Consider the following 22,004-nt stretch of genomic DNA (forward strand, 5'->3'; position numbering starts at 1 on the left):
GGATCCTCACAGCGCTGGTCTTCACGGCTGGTCCTCACAGGTGGTGGGCGAAAGTCTCGTATGCGGCGTCCGGTTCGCCGGTGGGCTCGAAGTGGCTGATGTTCTCCAGCGACGTCCACCATTCCTCGCGCGGCCGCCAAGCGGCCCGCACGCGCATCCCCATCCGGACCTCGTCGGCGGCGCACCCGAGAACCAGGTGCAGGAACGCGATGTCGGCCCCGTCGAGCAGGATGTACGCCGCGACGTAAGGCGGTTTGATGCGCTGGCCGAGGAAGGGCACGTTGACGATGCAGAAGGTGGTCACGATGCCGGTGTCCGGCAGTTCCACCTCGTCGGTGGTCGGCACGCCGTCCACCGGGCAGGCGCCGCGTGGCGGAAGGTAGACCTTGCCGCACGCGGGGCATCGCTGCCCGAGCATCCGCCCCTCGGCGAGCCCGCGCAGATACCGGCTCTCCTCCGGCGAAGCGGAATGCTGGTACTTCAAGTGCACCGGCGTGATGATCACGCTGACCGGTGCGCCTTCTTCGCGCTCGGCGACCGGAGGGGGAGCCTCGGTCGGCTCGGTGTCCGGTGCCTCGGCCGGCAGGAAGTACGCGATGTCGCGGATGTGGCCGACGGTTTCGTCCGCCCACCGGACCCGCACCCGCTGTCCACTATGGACATTGTCCGGCGAGCCGGCGTCCAGCGCGTGCAGCAGGCTGGTGTCCGCGCCGTCGAGTTTCACCAGCACCCAGGCGAACGGACGCGACAACGGCTGGCCGTCGAGCGGCTGCGCGCACCAGGACCAGGAAACCACGGTGCCTTCCGAGCCGACCGGCACGAACTCCGTCAGCGGGTCCGCGGTCGCCGGGTCGTACTCGACCGGTGGCACGTGCACGCGTCCGTCGCTGCCGCGCACGCCTTCGATCCGGCGTTCGCGCAGTGCGTTGACAAAGCGGCCGAGCACCGGCCCGGTCGAACGGGTGTAGTCGAAGCCGACGTTGAGCGGCGCTGACAGCGGGGCATCCGAAACCGTCACCATCTGAGTGAAACACGTTCTCGAATTGGAGGCAAGGAAGAGGCGTGCAGACGGTTGTGCATGAGTGGAACGCGTTCTAGGTTTGAGAGATGGACCTGGGACTGTGGACCATCGCCGCGGCCGAGCCCGCCCGGGTGGCGCTGGTGGATCCGGACGGGCGGGAAATCGGCTACGGCGAACTGGCGGCGAAAGCCAACCGGTACGCGCTCGGCTTGCGAGAGCTGGGCCTGGGGGTCGGCGACACTGTCGTGCTGCTGCTCCCGAACGGCGACGACCTGGTGGCCGCGTACTTCGCGGCGATCCAGACCGGCTTGTACGTGGTGGTGGTGAACTGGCATCTGGTAGGCCCGGAAGTCGCGTACATCCTCGGCGACAGCGGCGCGAAAGCCTTCCTGGCGCACGAGAGATTCGCCGACGTCGCGGTCGCCGCGGCGGACGAGGCCGGGCTGCCCGCCTCCGCCCGGTTCGCGGTCGGCGCGGTACCTGGCTTCCTGCACGTCGAGGAGCTGGGAGCCGGCCTCGGCGACGGCCGCCCGGATGCGCGTACCGCCGGCTCGCCCATGCTCTACACCTCTGGCACCACCGGTCGCCCCAAGGGCGTCCAGCGTCCGCTGACCGGCGCGGACCCGGATCAGGTGCCCGCGGCGTCGACGTGGTTCTTCGGGGTGTTCGGCCTTCAGCCCTTCGACGGCCACGTCCACTTGTGCGGCTCCCCGCTTTATCACACGGCGGTGCTGAACTTCGTGGCGATTTCGCTGCAGCTGGGCCATACCGCGGTGCTGATGGACCGGTGGGACGCCGAGGAAATGTTGCGCCTGATCGAACGCCACCGCGTCACGCACAGCCATATGGTGCCGACGCAGTTCCGCCGGCTGCTGGCGCTGCCGGACGACGTGCGGGCCAAGTACGACCTGTCTTCGCTGCGCGTGATGATCCACGGTGCGGCACCGTGCCCGCTTGAGGTCAAGCGGCAGATGCTCGACTGGTGGGGCCCGGTGGTCACCGAGTACTACGCCGCGACGGAGGGCGGTGGCACGGTGATCAGCGGAACGGACTGGCTGCGCAAGCCCGGCTCGGTCGGCCTGCCCTGGCCCGGTTCGACGATCAAGATCCTGGACGACGCCGGGAACGAGCTGCCGGCCGGCGAGGTCGGCACCGTGTACATGAAGATGGGCGACTCGAAATTCGAGTACCACCGGGATCGCGCCAAGACGGAAAAGGCACGGGTCGGCGACCTGTTCACGCTCGGCGATGTCGGACATCTGGACGACGACGGCTACCTGTTCCTGCACGACCGGAAGGCCGACCTGATCATTTCCGGCGGGGTGAACATCTATCCCGCCGAGATCGAGGGCGAACTGGTGATGCACCCGAAGGTCGCCGACGTGGCCGTCTTCGGCATCCCGCACGAGGACTGGGGCGAGGAGATCAAGGCCGTCGTGCAACCGGCGGACGGGATCGACGGCGGGCCGGAGCTGACCGCGGAACTGCTGGCCTACGCGGAAACCCGGCTGGCGCGCTTCAAGCTGCCCCGGACGGTGGACTATCTCGCGGAGCTGCCTCGGGACCCGAACGGCAAGCTGTACAAGCGAAAACTGCGCGACCAGTACGTGTCCTGACCGTTCCGTGAAGGGCCCCTTGCGGGAATCAGATTCCCTCAAGGGGCCTTTCACGGAATCGGTGTCGAGCGGTGCCGGCCGAGAGTGAGAGTCGAGCCGCGCCGGCCGAGAGTGAGCGTCGAGCGGCGCCGGCCGAGAATCGGCGTCAGCGGCCCTGGAACTCCGGCTTCCGCTTCTCCGCGAACGCCTTCGGCCCTTCCTTCGCGTCCGCGGACGCGAATACGCCGATCCCGTACTTCGCGTCGAGCTGGAACGCCTCCTCCTCGTGCATTCCCTCGGTGTCGCGGATGGTCTTCAGGATCGCCCGGACCGCCAGCGGCCCGTTGGAGTTGATCATCTCCGCGAGCTCCAGTGCGCGAGTCAGCGCCTGCCCATCCGGCACTACGTGCCCGATCAGTCCGATTTCCCGTGCCTCCGCGGCGGTGATGTGCCGCCCGGTCAGCAGCAGATCGGCGGCGATCGTGTACGGGATCTGCCGGGGCAGCCGCACCGCCGAACCGCCCATCGGGAACAATCCCCAGCGCGGCTCGGAAACCCCGAACTTCGCGCTCTCCGCGGCCACCCGGATGTCCGTTCCCTGCAGGATCTCCGTGCCGCCGGCGATCGCCGGGCCCTCGACCGCGGCGATCAGCGGCTTGGTCAGCCGCCGCCCCTTCAGCAGGCCCTCGATCCGGCTGGGATCGAATCCGCCGGAAAACGCCTTGTCCGGCGAGCTGCGCGCCATCGACTTCAAGTCCGCCCCGGCGCAGAACGCCCCGCCCGCCCCGGTGAGCACGCAGCTGCGCACCTGGTCGTCGGAATCCACCCGGTCCCACGCCTCGACCATGATCGACAGCATCTCCCCGGTGAGCGCGTTGCGCGCCTCGGGCCGGTTCATCGTCACCACGAGCGTGTGGCCTTCAAGCGAGACGAGCGCGTGCGGTTCAGCCACCGGCGGTTCCTCCTCCAGGACGAGGTCATTGCCCAGAACGATAACATGTTCTACTTTGGGCGGGTGGCACTCAACATCGCGGATCTACTCGAGCACGCCGTCGACGCCGTGCCGGAACGCGTCGCGGTCGTGTGCGGCCAGCGCCAGGTCACCTTCGCGGAGCTGGAACAGCGCGCGAACCGGCTGGCCCACCACCTGGCAGCGCACGGCGTGGGACCCGGCTCCCACATCGGTGTCTATTCCCGCAACTCCATCGAAGCGCTGGAAACCATGTTCGCCGCGTACAAGCTGCGCGCGATCGCGGTGAACGTGAACTACCGCTACGTCCACGGAGAACTGCGCTATCTGTTCACCAACGCCGACCTGGTGGCGCTGGTGCACGAGCGCAGCTACGCCGACCGGGTGGCCGCGGTACTCCCGGAGGCGCCGAAACTGAAACACGTTGTAGTCGTTGAGGACGGTTCGGACGCGCCGTACGAGACGGGCGTCGAGTACGAAGCGGCGCTCGCCGGGCAGTCGCCCGAACGCGATTTCGGCGAACGCAGCGCGGACGATCTGTACATCCTCTACACCGGCGGCACCACCGGCTACCCCAAGGGCGTGCTCTGGCGGCACGAGGACATCTGGCGCGCGCTGGGCGGCGGCATCAATTTCGTCACCGGCGAGTACGTGCCGGACGAATGGACGCTGGCCGAACAGGGCAAGGCCGGCTCGCTCGTCCGGCTGCCGGCCGCGCCGCTGATCCACGGCGCCGCCCAGTGGGCCGCTTTCGGCGCGCTGTTCACCGGCAGTCCGGTGGTGTTCGTCCCGCAGTTCGACGCGCACGCGGTCTGGCGCGCGGTGCAGGAACACAAGGTCCAGGTGCTGACCATCGTCGGCGACGCGATGGCGCGTCCGCTGGTCGAGGCGTACCGGGAAGGCGATTACGACGCGTCTTCGCTGGTCGCCGTTTCCAGCCACGCGGCGCTGTTCTCGCATTCGGTGAAGCAGGAGGTGCTGACGCTGCTGCCGAACGTCGTGATCACCGACGCCATCGGCTCGTCGGAAAGCGGCTTCACCGGAATCGGCATGGTGGGCAAGGATTCCGACCACACCGCCGGTCCGCGGGTCAGCTTCGGCAAGGACGCGATCCTGCTGGACGACGACGGCAACCTGGTCGAACCGAAGGCCGGCGCGGTCGGCCTGATCGGCCGCCGCGGCCACGTGCCGCTCGGCTACTACGGCGATCCAGAGAAGAGCCGCACGATCTTCACCGAAATCGACGGCGTCCGCTACGTAGTCCCCGGCGACTACGCGCGCTATGAGGAAGACGGCACCGTCACCTTGCTGGGCCGGGGATCGCAGTGCGTGAACACCGGCGGCGAGAAGGTGTATCCGGAGGAGGTCGAGGGTGCGCTCAAGTCGCATCCGGACGTCTTCGACGCGCTCGTCATCGGCGTCCCGGACGACCGGCTTGGCCAACGCGTCGCCGCGGTCGTCCAGCCGCGCCCCGGCGTGCGACCGGATCTGGCGGCGCTGGAAGCGCACGTGCGCACCGAGATCGCCGGATACAAAGTGCCGCGCTCGGTGTGGCTGGCCGAGGAAATCGGCCGTTCGCCGAGCGGGAAGCCGGATTATCCGTGGGCCCAGCGGTACGCCGCCGAACACGAACCCGCCTAGGAGGGCACATGCGCACATCGTTGTGCGACCGGTTCGGCATTGAGGTGCCGATTTTCGGCTTCACCCCGTCCGAACACGTCGCGGCCGCGATCAGCCGGGCCGGCGGCATGGGCGTGCTCGGCTGCGTCCGGTTCAACGACGCCGCCGAACTCGACGCGGTGCTGTCCTGGATGGACGAGAACACCGACGGAAAGCCGTACGGGGTCGACATCGTCATGCCGGCGAAGATTCCGTCCGAAGGAACCCAGACCGACCTCACGAAGCTGATCCCGGACGGGCACCGGGCCTTTGTGGACAAGGTGCTGACCGACCTGGCGATCCCGCCGCTGCCGGAGGACACCGACGAGCGAGCCGGCGTCCTCGGCTGGCTGCACTCGGTCGCGCGGTCCCATGTGGACGTCGCGCTGAACCATCGGATCAGCTTGATCGCCAACGCGTTGGGCTCGCCGCCGGCGGACGTGATCGGCCGGGCGCACGACGCCGGAGTCCCGGTGGCGGCGCTGGCCGGGAAGGGCGAGCACGCCGTCCGGCACGTCGACAACGGCGTGGATCTGGTTGTCGCACAAGGCCACGAGGCCGGCGGGCACACCGGCGAGATCGCGACGATGGTGCTGGTCCCGGAGATCGTGGACGCCGTCGGCGACCGCGCGCCGGTGCTGGCCGCCGGCGGAATCGGCTCCGGCCGCCAGGTCGCCGCGGCGATGGCACTGGGCGCGTCGGGGGCGTGGATGGGCTCGTACTGGCTGGCGACCGAGGAATACCTCCAGACCATGCCCGATTCGGCCGCGATGCAGACCGCGCTGGTCGAGGCGACCTCCGCGGACACCGTCCGGACCCGGATCTACACCGGCAAACCCGCCCGGCTGCTCAAGACCCGGTGGACCGAGGCGTGGGCGGCGCCGGGAGCGCCCGAGCCGCTGCCGATGCCGCTGCAGAATCTGCTCGTTTCCCAGGCGCACAACCGGATCCACGCGGCCGCGGACAAGACCGTGGTGTCCATGCCGGTGGGCCAGATCGTCGGCCGGATGGACCGGGTGCGGCCGGTGGCGGAGGTCATGGCGGAGCTGGTGCGGGGCTTCGACGACACGGTGTCGCGATTGGACAAGCTGCGCTGAGGCCCGGCGCCTGGATCGGCTGGCTTGGCCTCATCGCCGATCCAGGCGCTGCGCGATGAACAGCGCCGCCCGGTCGAGTGCCTGATCCGCCTCGTCCAGCGAGCCGGCGAACGCCTGGAAGACATGCGGCACGTCGGCGGTCACGTCCAGCACCACATCGACCTCCGCCGCCCGCGCTCGTTCCGCGAGCCGGACCGCGTCGTCCAGGAGGAGTTCGTTCGTGCCCGCCTGCAGCAGCATCGGCGGGAAGCCGGTCAGGTCCGCGTGCACGGCCGGGGCAAGCAGCGGCTGGTCCGGGTCCGCGCCGGCCAAGTACATCTCCGCGGTGCGGCCGAGGCTTTCCCGGGTGAAGAACGGGTCGATCCCGTCCTTCGCCGTCATCGTGGCTCCGGACCGGGTGTGGTCCAGTCCTGGGGAGAACGCCACGATCCCGGCGGGCAGCGGCACACCCGCGTCGCGTGCGGCGAGACAGGTCGTGACGGTCAGTCCGCCTCCCGCGGAGTCTCCGGCGAAGACGATTTCGGCCGGGTCGGTGTCGTCCAGCAGGTGACGGTAGGCGGCCAGGCAATCGTCGATCGCGGCGGGAAACGGGTGCTCGGGAGCGAGCCGGTAGTCGAGCGAGATCGCGCGGACACCGGTGCGCTTCACCAGATTCGCGGTGAGCGCCATCGCCGTCCGCGGCGAGCCGAGCGAGAACGATCCGCCGTGGAAGTAGAGGATCGTGCCCGGGCGGGCGCCGCTGTGCGGTTCCGCCAGAACCGCCGGCCGTCCGCCGAGTTCGGCTGGCGTCTGGGTCACCGCCGGAATCGGGAACGCGCTCATCATCGCGGCGAATCCGGCCCGCATCCGCTCGACCGGCTGCGGATCGAACCCTTGCGGGGCCTGCCGCAGCATCTCGTCGACGGCACGTCGCTGGGCCCTGCTCATTCATCCCCCTGAAGGTTCTGCGGAAGTAGCTTCCGCGACATGTATTAGTAGACTGTATGCCATGGCAGGTACTTCGGCAACCGTGCAGCTCTTCGACCATCTCGTACGCTGCGAGACCAGGCTCTACAACGCGGTGGGGGAGCGGCTCAGGGCCGAGCACGGCATTGTCGCGTCGCAGTTCGAGTTCCTGCAGTACCTGGGACGGCATCCGCGGTCCCGGGTCGCGGACCTCGCGGCGAACTTCGCGGTCGGCATCGGCGCCACCAGCAAAGGCATCGACCGGCTCGAAGCCCGCGGCTGGGTGCGGCGAGCGCCGAACCCGCAGGACCGGCGTTCCTCGCTGCTCGAACTGACTCCGAGCGGCCGGGACCTGGTGGGCGCGGCGGAGGAGACGTTCCAGGCGCAGCTGGAAACACTGCTGGCGTCAGCGATCGGGAAAGAGCAGGTCGACGCGCTGCTCCCGGTGTTCGCCGCCCTGCGCGACGGGTTGGAGCGGGGCAACGCCGGAATGCCCGCGGGGTAGCGCGCGAGGAGGGGTTCTCCGCCTGAGAGTCAGTGCGCCAGCACGAACTCGCCGCCCGCGGCGAGCGCTACTTCCGGACCGAAGAGCCGGGCCGGAGTGAACGCGCCCGGCCGTCCCTCGCCCTTTGCCAGCCGCAGAGCGACCTCGGTCACCGCGCCGACGGTGAACGTCATGCCGTCGCCGGTCCGCAGCCAGCCCTCGCGCACGTCACCGGACGGCCATTCGACTCGGGCGCGTCCCCATGACGATTGACGCGGTCGCTCCTTGGCTTCGGCAGCGGTGACCTGGGCAAGCCGCCGAGTAGCGAAACTGGCCGCGCCCGGCAGTCGCAGCGCGGCGCCGACCAACGGCAGGGCCGCTCGGGCCGCTGGGTTGCCCGGCACCAGTGCGGAGGCTCCGATCACCGAGGGCGCGCCACTGGTCTGCCAGGCGGCGAACAGCTCGCCGCTGCCCAATGCCGCGGTCGTGACCGCGTCGCCGTCCGGGGTGGTCAACCGCTCGGCGGCGCGGCCGGCGCGGGCGCGTGCCAACCGGCCCTGTCGGACTTCGCGGCCGCCGTCGAGCAGCGAATGCACGATGGTGGCGGCCAGCGCTTCGCCGAGCGGCCCGGGTTCGATCGCGACGGAAGCGATCGCGTCCACCCGCACCCGCGTTGGTGTTTCCTTTCCGGTCAACAGATGCAGCAGGATGCCCTCGGTCGCGAGCACGCCGAAGCCCGCGCCGGAAACCAGCGTGCGACCGGTGGCCGCGGCCTCCTGGTGCATGCCGTGCAGCAGTTCGAACGCGCTCAACTCGTCGGTGACGTCGACGTAGTGCGTGCCGGGCGGGCACGCTCGGGCGACCTGCGGCGCGGTGATCGCGAACGGGCCGACTGTGTTGAGCACGACTGCCGGTGCCTCGGTGGCGATCCGCTCGCAGATCTCGTCCAACGAGCCGGTCACCGCGCGGGAGCCCGGGCTGGACTGGGCCAGTCGCTCCCGGCTGCGGCCGGTCACCACCGTCTCGACCCCTGCCTGCCGGAGCCGTTCCGCCGCCGCCCGGCCGACCCGTCCGGTCGCACCGAGCACCCAGATCTCGCCTGTCATGGTCGCCTCCTGTTGCGATGGCACGTCGTGTCATCACTATGCCACCGCATGGCACGACGTGTCATCACTAGGATGTGCGGCATGGGTCGATGGCAGCCGGGTGCGCGGGAGCGGCTCGAACAGGCCGCGCTCGAACTCTTCGTCGAGCAGGGCTACACCGAGACGACCGTTCCGCAGATCACCGAGCGCGCCGGTCTCACGACCCGAACGTTCTTCCGGTACTTCGCGGACAAACGCGAAGTCCTGTTCGGCGGCGAGGACCAGGTGCCCGAGCGGGTGGCCCGCCTGATGGCGGAGGCCCCGCCTTCGCTCGGCCCGATGGACCTCATCGCGGACTGCTTCGGGCCGGCCGTAGCGAAGCTGTTCGAGGGCCGCAGCCTCGACTACCTGCTCCGCCGCCGCTCGTTGATCGACGCCGAACCGGCGCTGCACGAGCGCGAACTGCGCAAGTTCGCGCTGCTGGCGAAGGCGCTTGAGCAAGGCTTCCGAGACCGCGGCGCAGACGACTTGAACGCGAGGCTGGCCGCGGAGATCGCGATGGTCGCGTTCCGGGTAGCAGTGACCCGTTGGCTGGACCAGAACGGCTCGCCTGGCCTGGACGTCGTGCTGAACGAGACCCTGGCGGCGATGCGGCACCTGGCGGGCACGCCGTCGGCTTAGCGCGGGGTCTCGCCTGGTGCAGTCAGGATGCTTGGGTAGCCGACGGCCAGTTGCCGGTCTGTCTATGAAAGGCCCCTGAGGGAATCCAAGTCCCTGAAGGGGTCCTTCACGGACAGACCAGCGGACGTTCGGCGCGCACCCTGTCCGCAACGCGAAATCGGGTGCGGCTCCCGGCAAGGCTCCGCACCCGATTTCGGTTCCGCGTCAGATCTTCGCGGCCGCCGAGGCGATCGTGGATGCGAAGGTGCTCACCTCGGTGTACACGCCCGGTGCGTTCGGCCGGGCACAGCCGGTGCCCCAGCTGACGATGCCGACCTGGATCCACTGGCCGGAGCCGTCGCGGCGGAACATCGGGCCGCCGGAGTCGCCCTGGCAGGTATCGGTGCCGCCGGTGTCGACGTTGCCCGCGCACAGTTCCGCGGACTTGTTCAGCGACGCGTAGTCGCCGCCCTGGGCCTGGCAGGTCGCGTCGTCCACGAACGGGACGGTGGCCTTCAGCAGGTACCGCTGCTGCGCGCCGCCTTCGGTGGCCGCGCCCCATCCGGCGATGGTGAAGGTGCCGTTGTTGTTCTCCGCGGTCTTCGCGATCGGCAGCGTCGGGATGCCGCTCACCGGGCTCGCCAGTTTGATCAGCGCCCAGTCGCCGCCGGTAGCGGTGTCGTACGTCGGCGAGCGGTAGACGTAGGTCGAGCGGACCTTCTTGGCGCTCGAGCTTTGCAGGTCGACGACGCCGAGGGTTGCCGTGATCGACGAGTCCGCGCCGGTCCGGTCCACACAGTGCGCGGCCGTCAGCACGATCTGGTTCGTGTACAGCGCGCCGCCGCAGCCCATCGAAAGCCGGACCATCCATGGGAATTCGCCCTGGCTGGCGCGAGTGCCGCCGACCACCTGGACGCCGTCGGCCGACGCGGGGGTCGAAGCGGGCGTCGACGCCACGGCGGGCGTGGCGAGCCCGGCTGCCGCGGCGAGCGCCGCGGCGCCGGTGAAAGCTCGGGTGAGCATGCTGAAGATTCGCTTGTCGGCCAAGGGGATCGTCCTTCCGGTGTCCACAGTGGAGCTATCGCTCCGGGGGCGGCGGGGAGGTGTCTTTCGGTGATGGACCGACTACACCAGAGTGCCGGTAAGCGGACAACCAACTTTCTTCGGATCTTTCGGATTCTTCACCGATCGGGCCGATACCGGGCAGTCTCCTGGGCCGCAAAACCCTGTCTTGACCAGTAGGTCTTTGCCGAAGAGCGGGCGTCTCCCAGGTCCGGCGCGAGGGGGACTTTCGCGCATCGACTGGATGGGGAGCGCCGCGCACTGGGACGCGGGGGCCTGGAAAGCGGCAGCTAGTCCACGAAACCAGCAGTGGGTAAGAAGCGAAAGCGAACAACGCCAATCCGGCGCTGAGATGGGGAAACGCGCGGTCCGGAGAATCCGAAGAAGGAAACCAATGCCAGCGCAAAGAGTGTGCTGAACGAAGTCGCCAACGCCGGGCGGGGCACGGATGCGGCGAACGGTCAAGGCCGTCGCAGAGCAGCTCGCGCGCTTGCCGGTGACGAATCGCCGGCCGCCAGGTATTCCCAGAATTCACCGAGCCGAACGCCGCTGTACATGTGAGTTGGCGGGTTTATGGCATCGCGGGCCCCTCCCGGCGGTCTCATTTCGCGGGCAAGGGAACTGCACCGCGCCCGGTTGGCATAAGCTCAGGTCTCGTGCCCAAGTCTTCGCCGCTGTCCCGCCTGTCCGCCGACGGACCGGTTCGCGACGGCATTCCCGATCACGGCCGAGTGCCGCGCTACTACGCGGTGAAGGTCGAACTGCTCGCGGTGATCGCCGAATTGGGCGAAGGCAGTGTCCTGCCGACCGAGCGCGAACTGTGCGAACGATTCGAGGTGTCCCGCGCGACGGTCCGCCAGGCGGTGAGCGAGCTGGTGCTCGAAGGCAGGCTGTCGCGCAAACAGGGCAGCGGTACCTATGTCGCGCCGCCGAAGCTCGTCCAGCCGCTCGCTCTGGTCAGCTACACCGAAGGGCTGCGCCGCCAGGGGATCCGGCCGGGCCGCACGCTCATCACGCTCGAACGCCGGTCCGCCGGCACCGCGTTGGCCGTCGACCTGAAGATCGATTCCGCCGCCGAGGTCATCCACCTGGAGCGCGTGCTGCTCGCCGACGACGAGCGGGTGGGCCTCGAATCGACATTCCTGCGCGCCGACCGGTTCCCGACCCTGGCCGAGACCTTCGATCCGGAGCGCTCGCTGTACGCGTATCTGCGCGAGGAGCTCGGCGTGGTGTTCGACGGGGCTGAGGAGCGGGTCGAGACCGTGCTGGCCTCACCCCGCGAGGCCCTTCTCGTCGGCACCAACCCGGCGTTGCCGATGCTGCTGATGCACCGGGTTTCCTGGGGTCCGGACGGCGAGCCGTTCGAACGCGTCCGCTCGCTGTTCCGCGGCGACCGGCTGAGCTTCGTGACGAAGCTGGGCCGCGTCGAGTAGCAGTCACGTTCCGTGCCGCCGTCTCGTCCCTCCTCTGAACGGAGGGAATCATGGAAATCGCACTGTGGACTGTCCAGATCGCGCTGGCCTTGCTGTTCGCCCTGTCCGGCGCGCTGAAGTCGACGATGTCGCACGACCGGTTGCTCGAAACCGGGCAGACCGGCGCGGCCGCGTACCCGATGCCGGTGGTGCGCTTCACCGCGATCTGCGAACTGGCCGCCGCGCTAGGTCTGATCCTGCCCCGGCTGACCGGGATCGCTCCGGTGCTCACCGGCTGGGCCGCGGTCGGTCTGGCGGTGGTGATGGCCGGCGCGATGGCGATGCACTTCCGGCTCGCGCTCACCGAGCACCGGTCGGCCGAGTACCGCAATGTCGCGGCGAATGTCGTGATCCTGGCGGGATGCGTGTTCGTCGCCGTCGGCCGGTTGTGAAGATAACAGAAAGGTAACTCATCCGATCCAATATTCGAGGCTCCTTCATCTGGCATTCCCCAAGCCGACAAGCTCCGTTGAGGGCGGCCAGCGACTGTTGCGGCCGTGCGAATCCTCATCGTCGGCGGCGGCGTGCTCGGCACCCTGCACGCCTGGCAGGCCGTTGAGCACGGACACGAAGTCCTTCAGATCGAACGCGAACCCGAAGCGCGCGGAGCCTCGGTGCGCAACTTCGGCCTGGTCTGGGTAGGCGGCCGCGCCGCTGGTCTCGAGCTGGCCACCGCGGTGCGCGCCCGCCGGCTGTGGGAGCGGATCGGCGAGCGCGCGCCCGCGCTGGGTTTCCGGCCCAACGGCTCGCTTACCGTCGTCCGTGCGGACGCGGAGCTGGCTGTCGCACGGGAGGTCGTCGCGGGTCCGGATGCTGCCGAGCGTGGCTTCAAGCTGCTCGACGCCCACGAGACCCGGGCGCTGAACCCGGCGCTGCGCGGCGAGTTCGCCGGCGCGCTGTACTGCGAGCGCGACGGTGTGGTCGAACCGCGGACCGCGCAGCCCGCCCTGCGCGAAGTCCTCGAAGCGAGCGGCCGGTATCGCTGGCTGCCCGGTCGCGAGGTGCGGAACCTGACCGCCAACGGCGTCATCGACGACCACGGCGAGCGGCATGAAGGCGACGTCATGATGTTCTGCACCGGTGCCTGGCTGGGCGGCCTGGTCCGCGAGATCGCCGGCGAGCTCCCGGTGCGTCGCGTCCGGCTGCAGATGGCGCAGACCGAACCGCTTGGCGAAGCGCTGCCCACCAGCGTCGCCGACGGCGACAGCTTCCGGTACTACCCGGCCTACCGGGGCGCGGCGCTCGACGCGTTGAACGAACGCCAGCCGCAGGGTGAAACCGCCACGCGCAACGCGATGCAGCTGCTGATGGTGCAACGTCGCGACGGTTCGCTGACCATCGGCGACACGCATGAATACGAGCAGCCGTTCTCCTTCGACGTCACCGAAGACCCGTACGAGCACCTCTCCGAAGTGGCGAGCAAACTGCTCGGCCGGCCGCTGCCGCGGATCCGCCGCCGCTGGGCCGGCGTGTACGCCCAAGCCATCGATTCCGCCGCGATCGTGCACCGGGAACGGCTTTGCCACAACGCTTTCCTCGTCACCGGCCCTGGCGGCCGGGGGATGACCTGTTCGCCGGCGATCGCCGAAGACACCGCAGAGGAGCTGGGCTGGTGACCACCGAACTCGTCGTGCTCGACCTGGCCGGAACGACCGTCGCGGACGACGGACTGGTCGAACGCGCCTTCACCGCGGCGATCGCCGCCGCCGGAGTGTCCGAAGAGGACGAACGTTACCCGGGAATGCTCGGCTACGTCCGGGAAACCATGGGCCAGTCCAAGATCACCGTCTTCCGCGCGCTGCTCGGCGACGAGGAGCGCGCGCGGAAGGCCAACACCGAATTCGAAGCCGCGTACGGCCGTCTGGTCGACGCGGGCGAATGCATACCGATCGCCGGTGCCGAGGAAACCATTCGCGGCCTGCGCGAAAAGGGCGTCCGGGTCGCCCTCACCACCGGGTTCGCCCGGGCCACCCAGCGCGCACTGCTCGAAGCACTGGGCTGGAACGACCTCGCCGACCTCGCACTCGCGCCAGGGGAGGGCGTGCGCGGCCGGCCCTACCCCGACCTCGTCCTCGCTGCCGCGCTGAAGCTGCAGGTCACCGACGTCCGCAACATCGCGGTCGCCGGCGACACGCCCTCGGACGTCCGGACCGGTCTCGCCGCCGGTGCCGGGATCGCCGCCGGAGTGCTCACCGGTGCCGGCAACCGAGCCGACCTCGAAGCGGCCGGTGCCACCCACGTCCTCGACTCCGTCTCCGCCCTCCCCGCCCTGCTCGACCACGCAGAACCTGAAGGAGCCACCCAGTCATGAACATTCGGAAAGCGACTGTCGTCGCACTCGTCGCGGCCCTCGCCGGCCTCCTCGCCGCGTGCGGCGGCACCGGCGGCGCGTCCAGCGACAAGACCGTCACCATCTACACCGCCGACGGCCTCGAAGACTGGTACGCCGCCCGGTTCGCCGAGTTCAAGCAGCAGACCGGCATCACTGTCCATGCGGTCACCGCCGGTTCGGCCGAAGTCGTTTCGCGTGCCGCCGTTCGTGCAGCAGGCGGCGAAGGAAGGTCTGCTGGCCCAGTCCTCGCCGAAGGGCACCGACCAGGTGCCGGCCGCGCAGAAGGACCCGCAGGGCCGCTACTACGCGATGATGAGCAACTACCTCAGCTTCATCTACAACCCGAAGCAGGCGAATCCGGCCCCGAAGGCGTGGAACGACCTGCTCGACCCGAAGTACCAGGGCAAGCTCCAGTACTCCACGCCCGGCGAGGCCGGCGACGGCACCGCGGTCCTGCTGCAGGCCCAGCACGTGTTCGGCGACCAGGGCGCGCTGGACTACCTCGGCAAGCTGCAGGCGAACAATGCCGGCCCGTCCTCGTCCACCGGCAAGCTGCAGCCGAAGGTCGCGAAGGGCGAGATTCTGGTGGCGAACGGCGACCTGCAGATGAACCTCGCCGAGATCGACAAGAGCGGCGGGTTCCAGGTGTTCTTCCCGGCCGACGCACAGGGCAAGCGGTCCACCTTCGCGCTGCCGTACTTCGCCGGCCTGGTCGCCAACGCGCCGCACGCGGACAACGCCCGCAAACTGCTCGACTTCCTCTTCTCGCCGGAAACCCAGGCAAAGGCGAGCGACGCGTACGGCATCCCGGCCCGCGCGGATGTCAGGGCACAGGGCCCGAAGGCGGAGAAGGTCACCGCCGCGATGTCCGGCGTGGCCGTCTGGAACCCGGACTGGAACGCCGTACTGGGCCGGCTCGACGCCGACCTCGCCGCCTACCGCAAGGCCACCGGGCAGTGACTCCGGCGGTCGAATTCCGCGGCGTATCCGTCCACTTCGGAGCGACGCAAGCGCTTGCGCCGCTGGATCTTTCGGTCGCGCGCGGCGAGACACTGGCGCTGCTCGGACCGTCCGGTTCGGGCAAGTCGACCGCGCTCAAGGCGCTCGCCGGTTTTCTCCGGCCGAGCGCCGGGCGGGTGCTGCTGGACGGGCAGGACGTCACCGACCTGCCTCCGCACCGGCGCGGACTCGGCGTGGTGGTGCAGAGCTACGCGCTGTTCCCGCATCAGCGGGTCGCCGACAACGTCGCGTTCGGGTTGAAGGCGCGGAAGATGCGCCGGCCGGACGTGGCGCAGCGCGTCGGCGAGGTGCTGGAACTGGTCGGGATGGCCGCCTACGCCAAGCGCTACCCGCGCGAATTGTCCGGCGGACAGCAACAGCGGGTCGCGCTCGCCCGGGCGCTTGCCATCCGGCCGAATGTCCTGCTGCTCGACGAACCACTGTCCGCTTTGGACGCCGCGCTGCGCGAGGACATGGTCGCCGAGCTGCTGCGGCTCAGGGCCGAACTGCCGGACACTACGCTGATCTACGTCACGCACGACCAGAGCGAAGCACTCGCGCTCGCCGACCGGATCGCCGTGCTGTGCGATTCCCGGCTGGTCGAACTCGGCCCGAGCGAACAGCTTTACCGCCGCCCGGCCGCCGAGTTCACCGCCAGCTTCCTCGGCGCGGCGAACCTCATCCCGGTCGAGCTGGTCCGGGCAGACGGCGCGGTCGCGACAGTCCGGCTGGCCGGGCGCGAGCTGACCGCCGAGCCGTCCGGCGAGCTCGGACCGGGGCGGCCGGTGGCGCTCGGCGTCCGGCCGCACCGGATCTCGGTCGGCGAGCCCGGCCCGGGCGCCTTCGAAGCGCTCGTTCGCGGAGTGCAGTGGCGCGGCACCGGCTACCGGCTGGACCTGCGGCTCACCGACGGGGCCTGCGACCTCCGCGCCGAGGTGCCCGACCGCCCGGTGCTGCCGGCGGTGGGCGACCGGGTCGGAGTGTCCATTCCGGACGGCTGCCCGCTGGTCGGAGTCGGCGGATGACCGGCCTCGCGGTGTCCGCACCGACTGCCGGGCCCGCCGCTCGCCGCCGTTGGCGACCGCGCCGGTACCGGGTCGGCTGGCTGCTGCCGCCCGCGATCGTCGTCGCCGGCTTCTTCGGCTACCCGCTGGTCCTGGTGCTCCTGCAGTCGTTCACCGCGCCAGACGGCCGGTTCGGGCTCTCGGTGTGGACGCGGGTGCTGTCCTCGCCGGAGTTCGGCAGCGCGGTGTGGCAAACCATCCTGCTGGCCTTGGGTTCCACTGTCGGCTGCGCGCTGCTCGGCGCATTCCTTGCCCTGGTGGTCGCGTTCGTCCCCATTCCGGGCGCGACAGTCCTGGCTCGCCTGGTCGACACTGTGCTGGCGTTCCCGTCGTTCCTGATCGCGCTGGCGTTCACGTTCCTCTACGGCGGCGCGGGAATCTTCGGCGCCGCCGGCTTTCTGTACTCGCCGTGGGGCGTGCTGCTGGCCGAAATCACCTTCTACACGCCGTTCGTGATGCGGCCCGCGCTCGCCGCGTTCGGCCAGGTCCCGTCGGCGCAGCTGGAAGTGGCGGCGAGCCTCGGCGCGCGGCCGGGCCGGGTGCTGTGGCGGGTGGTGCTGCCGGAGGCATGGCCGTCGCTCGCGTCCGGCGCGTGCCTGGTGCTGCTGCTGACGATGAACGAGTTCGGCATCGTGCTGTTCCTCGGCGCCAAAGGCGTGTCGACGCTGCCGATGCTGGTGTACGGCAAGGGAATCGTCACGTTCGACTTCCCGGCCGCTTCGGTGGTCGCGGTGGTGAACGTCGTGTTGTCGCTGCTGCTCTACTCGGTTTACCGGAGAGTGGCCGGGAGAGGAGGCCGTCGTGCTGCTGTGGACGCGGCGTAGCCGGTTGCTGGTGTGGCTGGTGTTCGCGGTGGTGTTCCTCGGCGTCATCGCGGCACCGCTGGGGATGATCGTCCTGGCGTCGTTCGCCGGCAGCTGGACCGGAGTGCTGCCCACCGGTCTCACCGGAGCGAACTACGCAGACGCGCTGTCCGGCGACACCTTCGCCAGCCTTTCGGTGAGCGTGCAGACCGGCGTGATCACGTCGCTGGTCTCGGTGCTCATCGGCAGCTGGGCCGCGCTCGCGGTGGACCACGCGCCGCCGCGGCTGCGCAAGATCGCGGACTCGCTGTTCCATCTGCCGATCGCGGTGCCGTCGGTGGTGCTGGGCCTGGCGCTGCTGGTCGCGTTCAGCCGCCCGCCGGTCGCGTTCAACGGCACCCGCTGGATCGTGCTGGCCGGACACCTGATGATCCTGCTGCCGTTCGCCTACAGCACGGTCTCCGCCGCGTCGCAGCGCGTCGACCCGCTGCTCGCCCAAACGGCGGCCAGCCTCGGCGCGCGCCCGCTGCGGGTGCTGCTGCGGGTCCGGGTTCCGGTGCTGTTGCCCGCGATGTCGGCTTCGGCCGGTTTGGCGCTGGCGATGTCGATGGGCGAGCTGGGCGCGACGATGATGCTGTACCCGCCGGACTGGAAGACCCTTCCCGCGACGATCTTCTCGCTGACCGACCGCGGGCAAGTCTTCCTCGCGTCGGCGAGCACGGTGTTGCTGCTGGTGGTGACGCTGGCCGGGCTGGTGCTGCTGGGACTGGCCAGGGGCCGGGCTTCGGCGCGGTGAAAACATCGGCGCGGTGAAAATAATCGCCCGGCCCGGGATGCAACCTCCGGGGGCGGTGCTCCGTCCGTCCGGCATGCGGATTACAGGGAAAATCCTCGGAGCGGGCGCGCTGTTGCTCATCGTGACCGCGTGCGGCGGCGGGGCGACGTCCGGGGCGGGCTCGCCGAGTTCGTCTTCGGCCCCGTCTTCTGGGACGGCCTCGACGCCGGTTTCGGTGCCGTCGTCGGTTTCGGTGGCACCGCCGCCATCCGGTGCGCCGCCGAAGAGCCAGCCGACTCAGAGCGTTCCGCCGGGCGACACCGCGCTCGCGCCGGGGCAGCTCGACGCGTCCGCGTTGCCGGACGGGTACCCGCACGACGTGAGCCTCGCCAACGGCGGGACGGTGGTCGTGATCCAGGCGGAGGAGGCCGGCTGCAACAAGCTCAGCGCGAAGGCAGGGGAGCAGACGCCGAGCCAGGTCGTCATCCTGGTGACCGTCGCCAAGCCGCCGCGCGGGCAGATGTGCCCGTTCCACGTGCGGGAAGTGACGCTGACGGTCCCGTTGTCCGCGCCGCTCGGCGCGCGGAAATTGGTGCTGCGGCCGGGACCGTGAAGATCAGGTGCAACCCGGTGGCGCGATCGTTCCGTCTGGAGGACATGAGGTACTCGACGAAGGTGATCGGAACGGCTCGAGTGACTGGACTGGCGGCGGTGTTCGCGCTGGCGGCCGCGTGCGGAGGCCAGGCGAAGATGGCTGGTTCGCCTGAGTCCACGGCACCGGCCCCGTCCTCAGCCCCGTCGGCGCCCTCTTCGGCCCCGGCGAAGCCGCAGTTCAATCCGCCGGCGGGGGCGGTGCGGCTCCCGGCATCGAAGGTGGACGGTTCGGCGCTGCCGAAGGAATTCCCGAAGGAGGTTTATACGTACCAGGGCGGGAAGGTGCTGATCGTCCGGGCGGAGGAAGGCGGTTGCGGGCACGCGCTGGGGGATTCGGTCGAGCAGACCGCGCAGCGGGTGGTCGTGGACCTGAGCGAAACCAAGGCGCAGACCGGGCAGATGTGCACGATGGATCTGCGGCATCCGGTGATCTCGGTGCCGTTGGCGGCGCCGCTGGGGGATCGGGTGGTGGTGCTGAAGCAGTCTCCGCCTCGGTGACTGTTTCCGTGGACGGCGCCGCGGCCGTCGGGCGACTCGCCGGGGGGCTGGTCGGCGGTCGCGGCGGGCGAAAAGGCCGTGAAGGGCCCCTTGCGGGACTTGGATTCCGTCAAGGGGCCCTTCACGGACGTGTTGCGGTGCGCGCGGTCCGGGACCGGCCTACGCTGCGGCCATGGGAACCCGACAGGTTTCGCGCAGCGCCGTGATTGCCGCTGCGCCGGAGCAGATTTTCTCGTTGCTGGCCGACCCGGCGCAGCATCCGCTCATCGACGGGTCCGGCACGGTGCGAGCCAGCCGCGGGTCGGCGCCCGCCCGGTTGTCGCTCGGGGCGGAGTTCGGCATGGAGATGCGGATGGGCGCGCCGTACAAGATCCAGAATACCGTCGTCGAGTTCGAGGAGAACCGGCTGATCGCCTGGCGGCACTTCTCCGGGCATCGCTGGCGCTGGCGGCTCGAGCCTGCCGGTGACGGGCGCACCGAAGTCACCGAGACGTTCGACTGGTCCACGGCGCGGTCCCCGCTCGCGATTCAGCTGATGGGGTTTCCGAAGCGGAACGCGGACGCGATCGAGAAGACTCTCGCTCGGCTCGACGGGATGTTTCCGGGCTAGCCCATCGCGTCGAGGGCGGCGCGGAGCATCGCACCAGCCGCGAAGGTGCAGGCCAGTGTCACGCCGATGCTGATCAGGAGCGCTCGGCCGCCGTCGAGGCGTAGGCGGGCCAGGCCGTAGGCGGCCAGGCCCGCGAGTAGGCCCGGGACGACGACCCAGGCGGCGTAACACCAGCCGAGTGCCAGACCGGTGCCCGCGCTCAGCGCTGCCGCGGCGGCTGGCGCGGGGCGGAAGTGGCGGCGGGCCAGCGCGAATACCGCGCCGCTGGCGGCGATGCCCCCGATCGTCGCGGGTACTGCCAAGAAGACCGCGATGTTCATCCTGCCTCCCGGGATTGCTCAGCCGGAGGACGCGCGGACGCTTCGGAAGTTGCCGCGCGGTACGGGCGCGGTGCGCGCGGGCCGGGTCCGGCGGCCGGAAAGGCAAAACCCGGACTGTCCATTGCGGACAGTCCGGGTTTCTGGTAGCTCAGCGGAAGCTGATCTGCAGCACCGGTTCGCTGGTGGCGGCGAAGAAGTCGTTGCCCTTGTCGTCGATCACGATGAACGCCGGGAATTCTTCGACCTCGATCTTCCAGACCGCTTCCATCCCGAGCTCGGCGTACTCGAGAACCTCGACCTTCTTGATGCAGTCCTTCGCCAGCCGTGCGGCCGGACCGCCGATCGAGCCGAGGTAGAAGCCGCCGTGTTCCTGGCAGGCGGCGGTGACCTGCTTCGAGCGGTTACCCTTCGCCAGCATCACCAGCGAGCCGCCGGCGGCCTGGAACTGGGCGACGTAGGAGTCCATCCGGCCGGCGGTCGTCGGTCCGAACGAGCCGGACGGGTAGCCGTCCGGGGTCTTCGCCGGGCCGGCGTAGTAGACCGGGTGGTCGCGCAGGTACTGCGGCATCTCCTCGCCGGCGTCGAGCCGCTCGGCGATCTTGGCGTGCGCGATGTCGCGCGCGACGACCAGCGGACCGGTCAGCGAAAGCCGCGTCTTCACCGGCAGCTGCGCCAGCTGCGCGCGGATCTCGTCCATCGGCTGGTTGAGGTCGACGGACACCACCTCGTCGGACAGGTCGTCCTCGGTGATCTCCGGCAGGAACCGCGCCGGGTCGCGTTCGAGCTGCTCGATGAACACGCCCTCTTCGGTGATCTTCGCCTTCGCCTGCCGGTCGGCCGAGCACGAGACGGCGACGCCGACCGGGCAGCTCGCGCCGTGCCGGGGGAGCCGGATGACTCGGACGTCGTGGCAGAAGTACTTGCCGCCGAACTGCGCGCCGATGCCGAACTGGCGCGTCATCTCCAGCACCTGCTGTTCGAGATCGCGGTCGCGGAACGCGTGGCCCAGCTCGGACCCCTCGGTCGGCAGGTTGTCCAGGTAGCGCGCGGAGGCGAGCTTGGCGACCTTGAGGTTGAACTCGGCCGACATGCCGCCGACGACGATCGCCAGGTGGTACGGCGGGCACGCGGCGGTGCCGAGGCTGCGCAGCTTTTCGTCGAGGAACCGGGCGAGCCGCTTCGGGTTCAGGACCGCCTTGGTTTCCTGGTAGAGGAAGGTCTTGTTGGCGCTGCCGCCGCCCTTGGCCATGAACAGGAACTCATACGACGGATCCGCCGAGGCGGAGTCCTTGTGATACAGCTCGACCTGTGCCGGGAGGTTCGTACCGGTGTTGCGCTCTTCCCAGAAGTTCAGCGGAGCCATCTGCGAATAGCGCAGGTTCAGCTGCTGGTAAGCGTCGAAAATGCCCTGCGAGAGCGCCCGCTCGTCGTCGCCGCCGGTGAGCACGCCCTCGGTGCGCTTGCCGATCACGATCGCGGTGCCGGTGTCCTGGCACATCGGCAGCACGCCGCCGGCCGAGATGGCCGCGTTGCGCAGCAGGTCCATCGCGACGAACCGGTCGTTGCCGCTGGCCTCGGGGTCGTCGACGATCGCGCGCAGCTGCTGCAGATGTGACGTGCGCAGCAGATGCTGGATGTCGGTGATCGCCGTGCGCGCCAGCGTGGTGAGCGCGTCCGGGTCGACCTTGAGGAACTTTCGCCCGGCGGCTTCGACGGCCTCGACGCCGTCGGCGGTGACCAGCCGGTACTCGGTGGTGGTGTCCTTGCCGAGCGGCAGGACTTCGGTGTGCTGGAACGTGGTGGGCGGCACAGCGAGGCTCCTTTGCCCTGATTCGGGATTGGCCCACGGTACTCAGCGGGAACCGGAGCTCCGCACGGGTGCGGGGACGCTGTGGGGTA

23 protein-coding genes are annotated in these 22,004 nt (G+C 69.7%); 16 read left to right on the plus strand and 7 right to left on the minus strand.

The window, feature by feature from the left end; translation table 11 throughout:
* Positions 1 to 34: 34 nt before the first annotated feature.
* Positions 35 to 1,021 (minus strand): Zn-ribbon domain-containing OB-fold protein, encoded by a 987-nt coding sequence (locus AMYBE_RS0103440; protein ID WP_020657940.1) that lies wholly within the window; start codon positions 1,019 to 1,021, stop codon positions 35 to 37.
* An 86-nt stretch (positions 1,022 to 1,107) separates the two neighbouring features.
* Between AMYBE_RS0103440 and AMYBE_RS0103445 the strand changes: the two genes are divergently transcribed.
* Positions 1,108 to 2,637 (plus strand): acyl-CoA synthetase, encoded by a 1,530-nt coding sequence (locus AMYBE_RS0103445; RefSeq protein WP_020657941.1) that lies wholly within the window; start codon positions 1,108 to 1,110, stop codon positions 2,635 to 2,637.
* Positions 2,638 to 2,782: 145 nt separating this feature from the next.
* Here AMYBE_RS0103445 and AMYBE_RS0103450 read toward each other — a convergent pair whose 3' ends face one another.
* Positions 2,783 to 3,568, minus strand: a complete 786-nt coding sequence (locus tag AMYBE_RS0103450) for a crotonase/enoyl-CoA hydratase family protein (RefSeq protein WP_020657942.1) — start codon at positions 3,566 to 3,568, stop codon at positions 2,783 to 2,785.
* A 63-nt stretch (positions 3,569 to 3,631) separates the two neighbouring features.
* Here AMYBE_RS0103450 and AMYBE_RS0103455 point away from each other — a divergent pair, with 63 nt between their 5' ends.
* Together AMYBE_RS0103455 and AMYBE_RS0103460 are read left to right on the plus strand one after the other, a co-directional pair.
* A complete protein-coding gene (locus tag AMYBE_RS0103455) occupies positions 3,632 to 5,227 on the plus strand; it encodes an acyl-CoA synthetase (protein ID WP_211226793.1) in 1,596 nt (531 codons plus the stop codon).
* An 8-nt stretch (positions 5,228 to 5,235) separates the two neighbouring features.
* Entirely contained in the window at positions 5,236 to 6,342 is a 1,107-nt protein-coding gene (locus AMYBE_RS0103460) for an NAD(P)H-dependent flavin oxidoreductase (RefSeq protein WP_020657944.1), read from the plus strand.
* Positions 6,343 to 6,372: 30 nt separating this feature from the next.
* On the opposite strand, the gene AMYBE_RS0103465 is transcribed toward AMYBE_RS0103460, so the two are convergent.
* On the minus strand, positions 6,373 to 7,269 hold the full coding sequence (locus tag AMYBE_RS0103465; protein ID WP_027927340.1) for an alpha/beta hydrolase: 897 nt from the start codon (positions 7,267 to 7,269) through the stop codon (positions 6,373 to 6,375).
* Positions 7,270 to 7,330: 61 nt separating this feature from the next.
* Here AMYBE_RS0103465 and AMYBE_RS0103470 point away from each other — a divergent pair, with 61 nt between their 5' ends.
* On the plus strand, positions 7,331 to 7,792 hold the full coding sequence (locus AMYBE_RS0103470) for a MarR family winged helix-turn-helix transcriptional regulator (RefSeq protein ID WP_027927341.1): 462 nt from the start codon (positions 7,331 to 7,333) through the stop codon (positions 7,790 to 7,792).
* A 29-nt stretch (positions 7,793 to 7,821) separates the two neighbouring features.
* Here AMYBE_RS0103470 and AMYBE_RS0103475 read toward each other — a convergent pair whose 3' ends face one another.
* Positions 7,822 to 8,877, minus strand: a complete 1,056-nt coding sequence (locus AMYBE_RS0103475) for a saccharopine dehydrogenase family protein (protein WP_020657947.1) — start codon at positions 8,875 to 8,877, stop codon at positions 7,822 to 7,824.
* Positions 8,878 to 8,958: 81 nt separating this feature from the next.
* On the opposite strand from AMYBE_RS0103475, the gene AMYBE_RS0103480 reads away from it, so the two are divergent.
* The gene (locus AMYBE_RS0103480; RefSeq protein ID WP_020657948.1) at positions 8,959 to 9,537 is read left to right on the plus strand and encodes a TetR family transcriptional regulator; all 579 of its coding nucleotides are present in this window, start codon (positions 8,959 to 8,961) and stop codon (positions 9,535 to 9,537) included.
* A gap of 204 nt (positions 9,538 to 9,741) precedes the next feature.
* Here the strand turns inward: AMYBE_RS0103480 and AMYBE_RS0103485 are convergent, their stop codons facing one another.
* Positions 9,742 to 10,563: a trypsin-like serine protease gene (locus AMYBE_RS0103485; protein ID WP_020657949.1), complete on the minus strand. Its 822-nt coding sequence runs from the start codon at positions 10,561 to 10,563 to the stop codon at positions 9,742 to 9,744.
* 671 nt (positions 10,564 to 11,234) lie between these two features.
* Here AMYBE_RS0103485 and AMYBE_RS0103490 point away from each other — a divergent pair.
* From AMYBE_RS0103490 to AMYBE_RS0103540, 11 genes are all read left to right on the plus strand, one after another.
* On the plus strand, positions 11,235 to 12,011 hold the full coding sequence (locus AMYBE_RS0103490; RefSeq protein WP_020657950.1) for a GntR family transcriptional regulator: 777 nt from the start codon (positions 11,235 to 11,237) through the stop codon (positions 12,009 to 12,011).
* A 50-nt stretch (positions 12,012 to 12,061) separates the two neighbouring features.
* Positions 12,062 to 12,442 carry a DoxX family protein gene (locus tag AMYBE_RS0103495; RefSeq protein ID WP_020657951.1) on the plus strand — a complete coding sequence of 127 codons (381 nt, stop codon included), beginning with the start codon at positions 12,062 to 12,064 and terminating at the stop codon, positions 12,440 to 12,442.
* A gap of 105 nt (positions 12,443 to 12,547) precedes the next feature.
* Complete coding sequence (locus AMYBE_RS0103500; protein ID WP_020657952.1) at positions 12,548 to 13,666, plus strand: TIGR03364 family FAD-dependent oxidoreductase; 1,119 nt, start codon at positions 12,548 to 12,550, stop codon at positions 13,664 to 13,666.
* Positions 13,660 to 14,361 (plus strand): phosphonatase-like hydrolase, encoded by a 702-nt coding sequence (locus AMYBE_RS40840; RefSeq protein ID WP_034287817.1) that lies wholly within the window; start codon positions 13,660 to 13,662, stop codon positions 14,359 to 14,361. Before AMYBE_RS0103500 ends, AMYBE_RS40840 begins: the two co-directional genes overlap by 7 nt.
* 216 nt (positions 14,362 to 14,577) lie before the next feature.
* On the plus strand, positions 14,578 to 15,342 hold the full coding sequence (locus AMYBE_RS40845) for a 2-aminoethylphosphonate ABC transporter substrate-binding protein (protein ID WP_020657954.1): 765 nt from the start codon (positions 14,578 to 14,580) through the stop codon (positions 15,340 to 15,342).
* Positions 15,339 to 16,406 carry an ABC transporter ATP-binding protein gene (locus AMYBE_RS0103515; protein WP_020657955.1) on the plus strand — a complete coding sequence of 356 codons (1,068 nt, stop codon included), beginning with the start codon at positions 15,339 to 15,341 and terminating at the stop codon, positions 16,404 to 16,406. Before AMYBE_RS40845 ends, AMYBE_RS0103515 begins: the two co-directional genes overlap by 4 nt.
* Positions 16,403 to 17,269, plus strand: a complete 867-nt coding sequence (locus AMYBE_RS0103520) for a 2-aminoethylphosphonate ABC transporter permease subunit (protein WP_020657956.1) — start codon at positions 16,403 to 16,405, stop codon at positions 17,267 to 17,269. The genes AMYBE_RS0103515 and AMYBE_RS0103520 overlap by 4 nt, the downstream gene beginning before the upstream one ends.
* Positions 17,247 to 18,044: an ABC transporter permease gene (locus tag AMYBE_RS0103525; protein ID WP_020657957.1), complete on the plus strand. Its 798-nt coding sequence runs from the start codon at positions 17,247 to 17,249 to the stop codon at positions 18,042 to 18,044. The genes AMYBE_RS0103520 and AMYBE_RS0103525 overlap by 23 nt, the downstream gene beginning before the upstream one ends.
* A 73-nt stretch (positions 18,045 to 18,117) precedes the next feature.
* Positions 18,118 to 18,636, plus strand: coding sequence for a hypothetical protein (locus AMYBE_RS0103530; RefSeq protein ID WP_020657958.1), 519 nt, complete (start codon positions 18,118 to 18,120; stop codon positions 18,634 to 18,636).
* Between the two features lie 17 nt (positions 18,637 to 18,653).
* Complete coding sequence (locus AMYBE_RS0103535; RefSeq protein ID WP_245573150.1) at positions 18,654 to 19,175, plus strand: hypothetical protein; 522 nt, start codon at positions 18,654 to 18,656, stop codon at positions 19,173 to 19,175.
* 172 nt (positions 19,176 to 19,347) lie between these two features.
* On the plus strand, positions 19,348 to 19,785 hold the full coding sequence (locus tag AMYBE_RS0103540) for an SRPBCC family protein (protein ID WP_020657960.1): 438 nt from the start codon (positions 19,348 to 19,350) through the stop codon (positions 19,783 to 19,785).
* Here the strand turns inward: AMYBE_RS0103540 and AMYBE_RS0103545 are convergent.
* Both AMYBE_RS0103545 and AMYBE_RS0103550 read right to left on the minus strand, forming a co-directional pair.
* A complete protein-coding gene (locus AMYBE_RS0103545) occupies positions 19,782 to 20,105 on the minus strand; it encodes a hypothetical protein (RefSeq protein WP_020657961.1) in 324 nt (107 codons plus the stop codon). The genes AMYBE_RS0103540 and AMYBE_RS0103545 overlap by 4 nt on opposite strands.
* 148 nt (positions 20,106 to 20,253) lie before the next feature.
* A complete protein-coding gene (locus AMYBE_RS0103550) occupies positions 20,254 to 21,915 on the minus strand; it encodes a fumarate hydratase (protein WP_020657962.1) in 1,662 nt (553 codons plus the stop codon).
* Between the last annotated feature and the right edge of the window lie 89 nt (positions 21,916 to 22,004).

Origin of the sequence: Amycolatopsis benzoatilytica AK 16/65, assembly GCF_000383915.1 — a bacterium.
Lineage (GTDB): Bacteria > Actinomycetota > Actinomycetes > Mycobacteriales > Pseudonocardiaceae > Amycolatopsis > Amycolatopsis benzoatilytica.

Coding starts and splice junctions, on each gene's coding strand:
- AMYBE_RS0103440 (WP_020657940.1), bottom strand. CDS start 1,021: ATGGTGACGGTTTCGGATGCCCCGCTGTCAGCGCCGCTCAACGTCGGC.
- AMYBE_RS0103480 (WP_020657948.1), top strand. CDS start 8,959: ATGGGTCGATGGCAGCCGGGTGCGCGGGAGCGGCTCGAACAGGCCGCG.
- AMYBE_RS0103460 (WP_020657944.1), top strand. CDS start 5,236: ATGCGCACATCGTTGTGCGACCGGTTCGGCATTGAGGTGCCGATTTTC.
- AMYBE_RS0103545 (WP_020657961.1), bottom strand. CDS start 20,105: ATGAACATCGCGGTCTTCTTGGCAGTACCCGCGACGATCGGGGGCATC.
- AMYBE_RS0103520 (WP_020657956.1), top strand. CDS start 16,403: ATGACCGGCCTCGCGGTGTCCGCACCGACTGCCGGGCCCGCCGCTCGC.
- AMYBE_RS0103445 (WP_020657941.1), top strand. CDS start 1,108: ATGGACCTGGGACTGTGGACCATCGCCGCGGCCGAGCCCGCCCGGGTG.
- AMYBE_RS0103540 (WP_020657960.1), top strand. CDS start 19,348: ATGGGAACCCGACAGGTTTCGCGCAGCGCCGTGATTGCCGCTGCGCCG.
- AMYBE_RS0103465 (WP_027927340.1), bottom strand. CDS start 7,269: ATGAGCAGGGCCCAGCGACGTGCCGTCGACGAGATGCTGCGGCAGGCC.
- AMYBE_RS0103475 (WP_020657947.1), bottom strand. CDS start 8,877: ATGACAGGCGAGATCTGGGTGCTCGGTGCGACCGGACGGGTCGGCCGG.
- AMYBE_RS0103495 (WP_020657951.1), top strand. CDS start 12,062: ATGGAAATCGCACTGTGGACTGTCCAGATCGCGCTGGCCTTGCTGTTC.
- AMYBE_RS0103530 (WP_020657958.1), top strand. CDS start 18,118: ATGCGGATTACAGGGAAAATCCTCGGAGCGGGCGCGCTGTTGCTCATC.
- AMYBE_RS0103470 (WP_027927341.1), top strand. CDS start 7,331: ATGGCAGGTACTTCGGCAACCGTGCAGCTCTTCGACCATCTCGTACGC.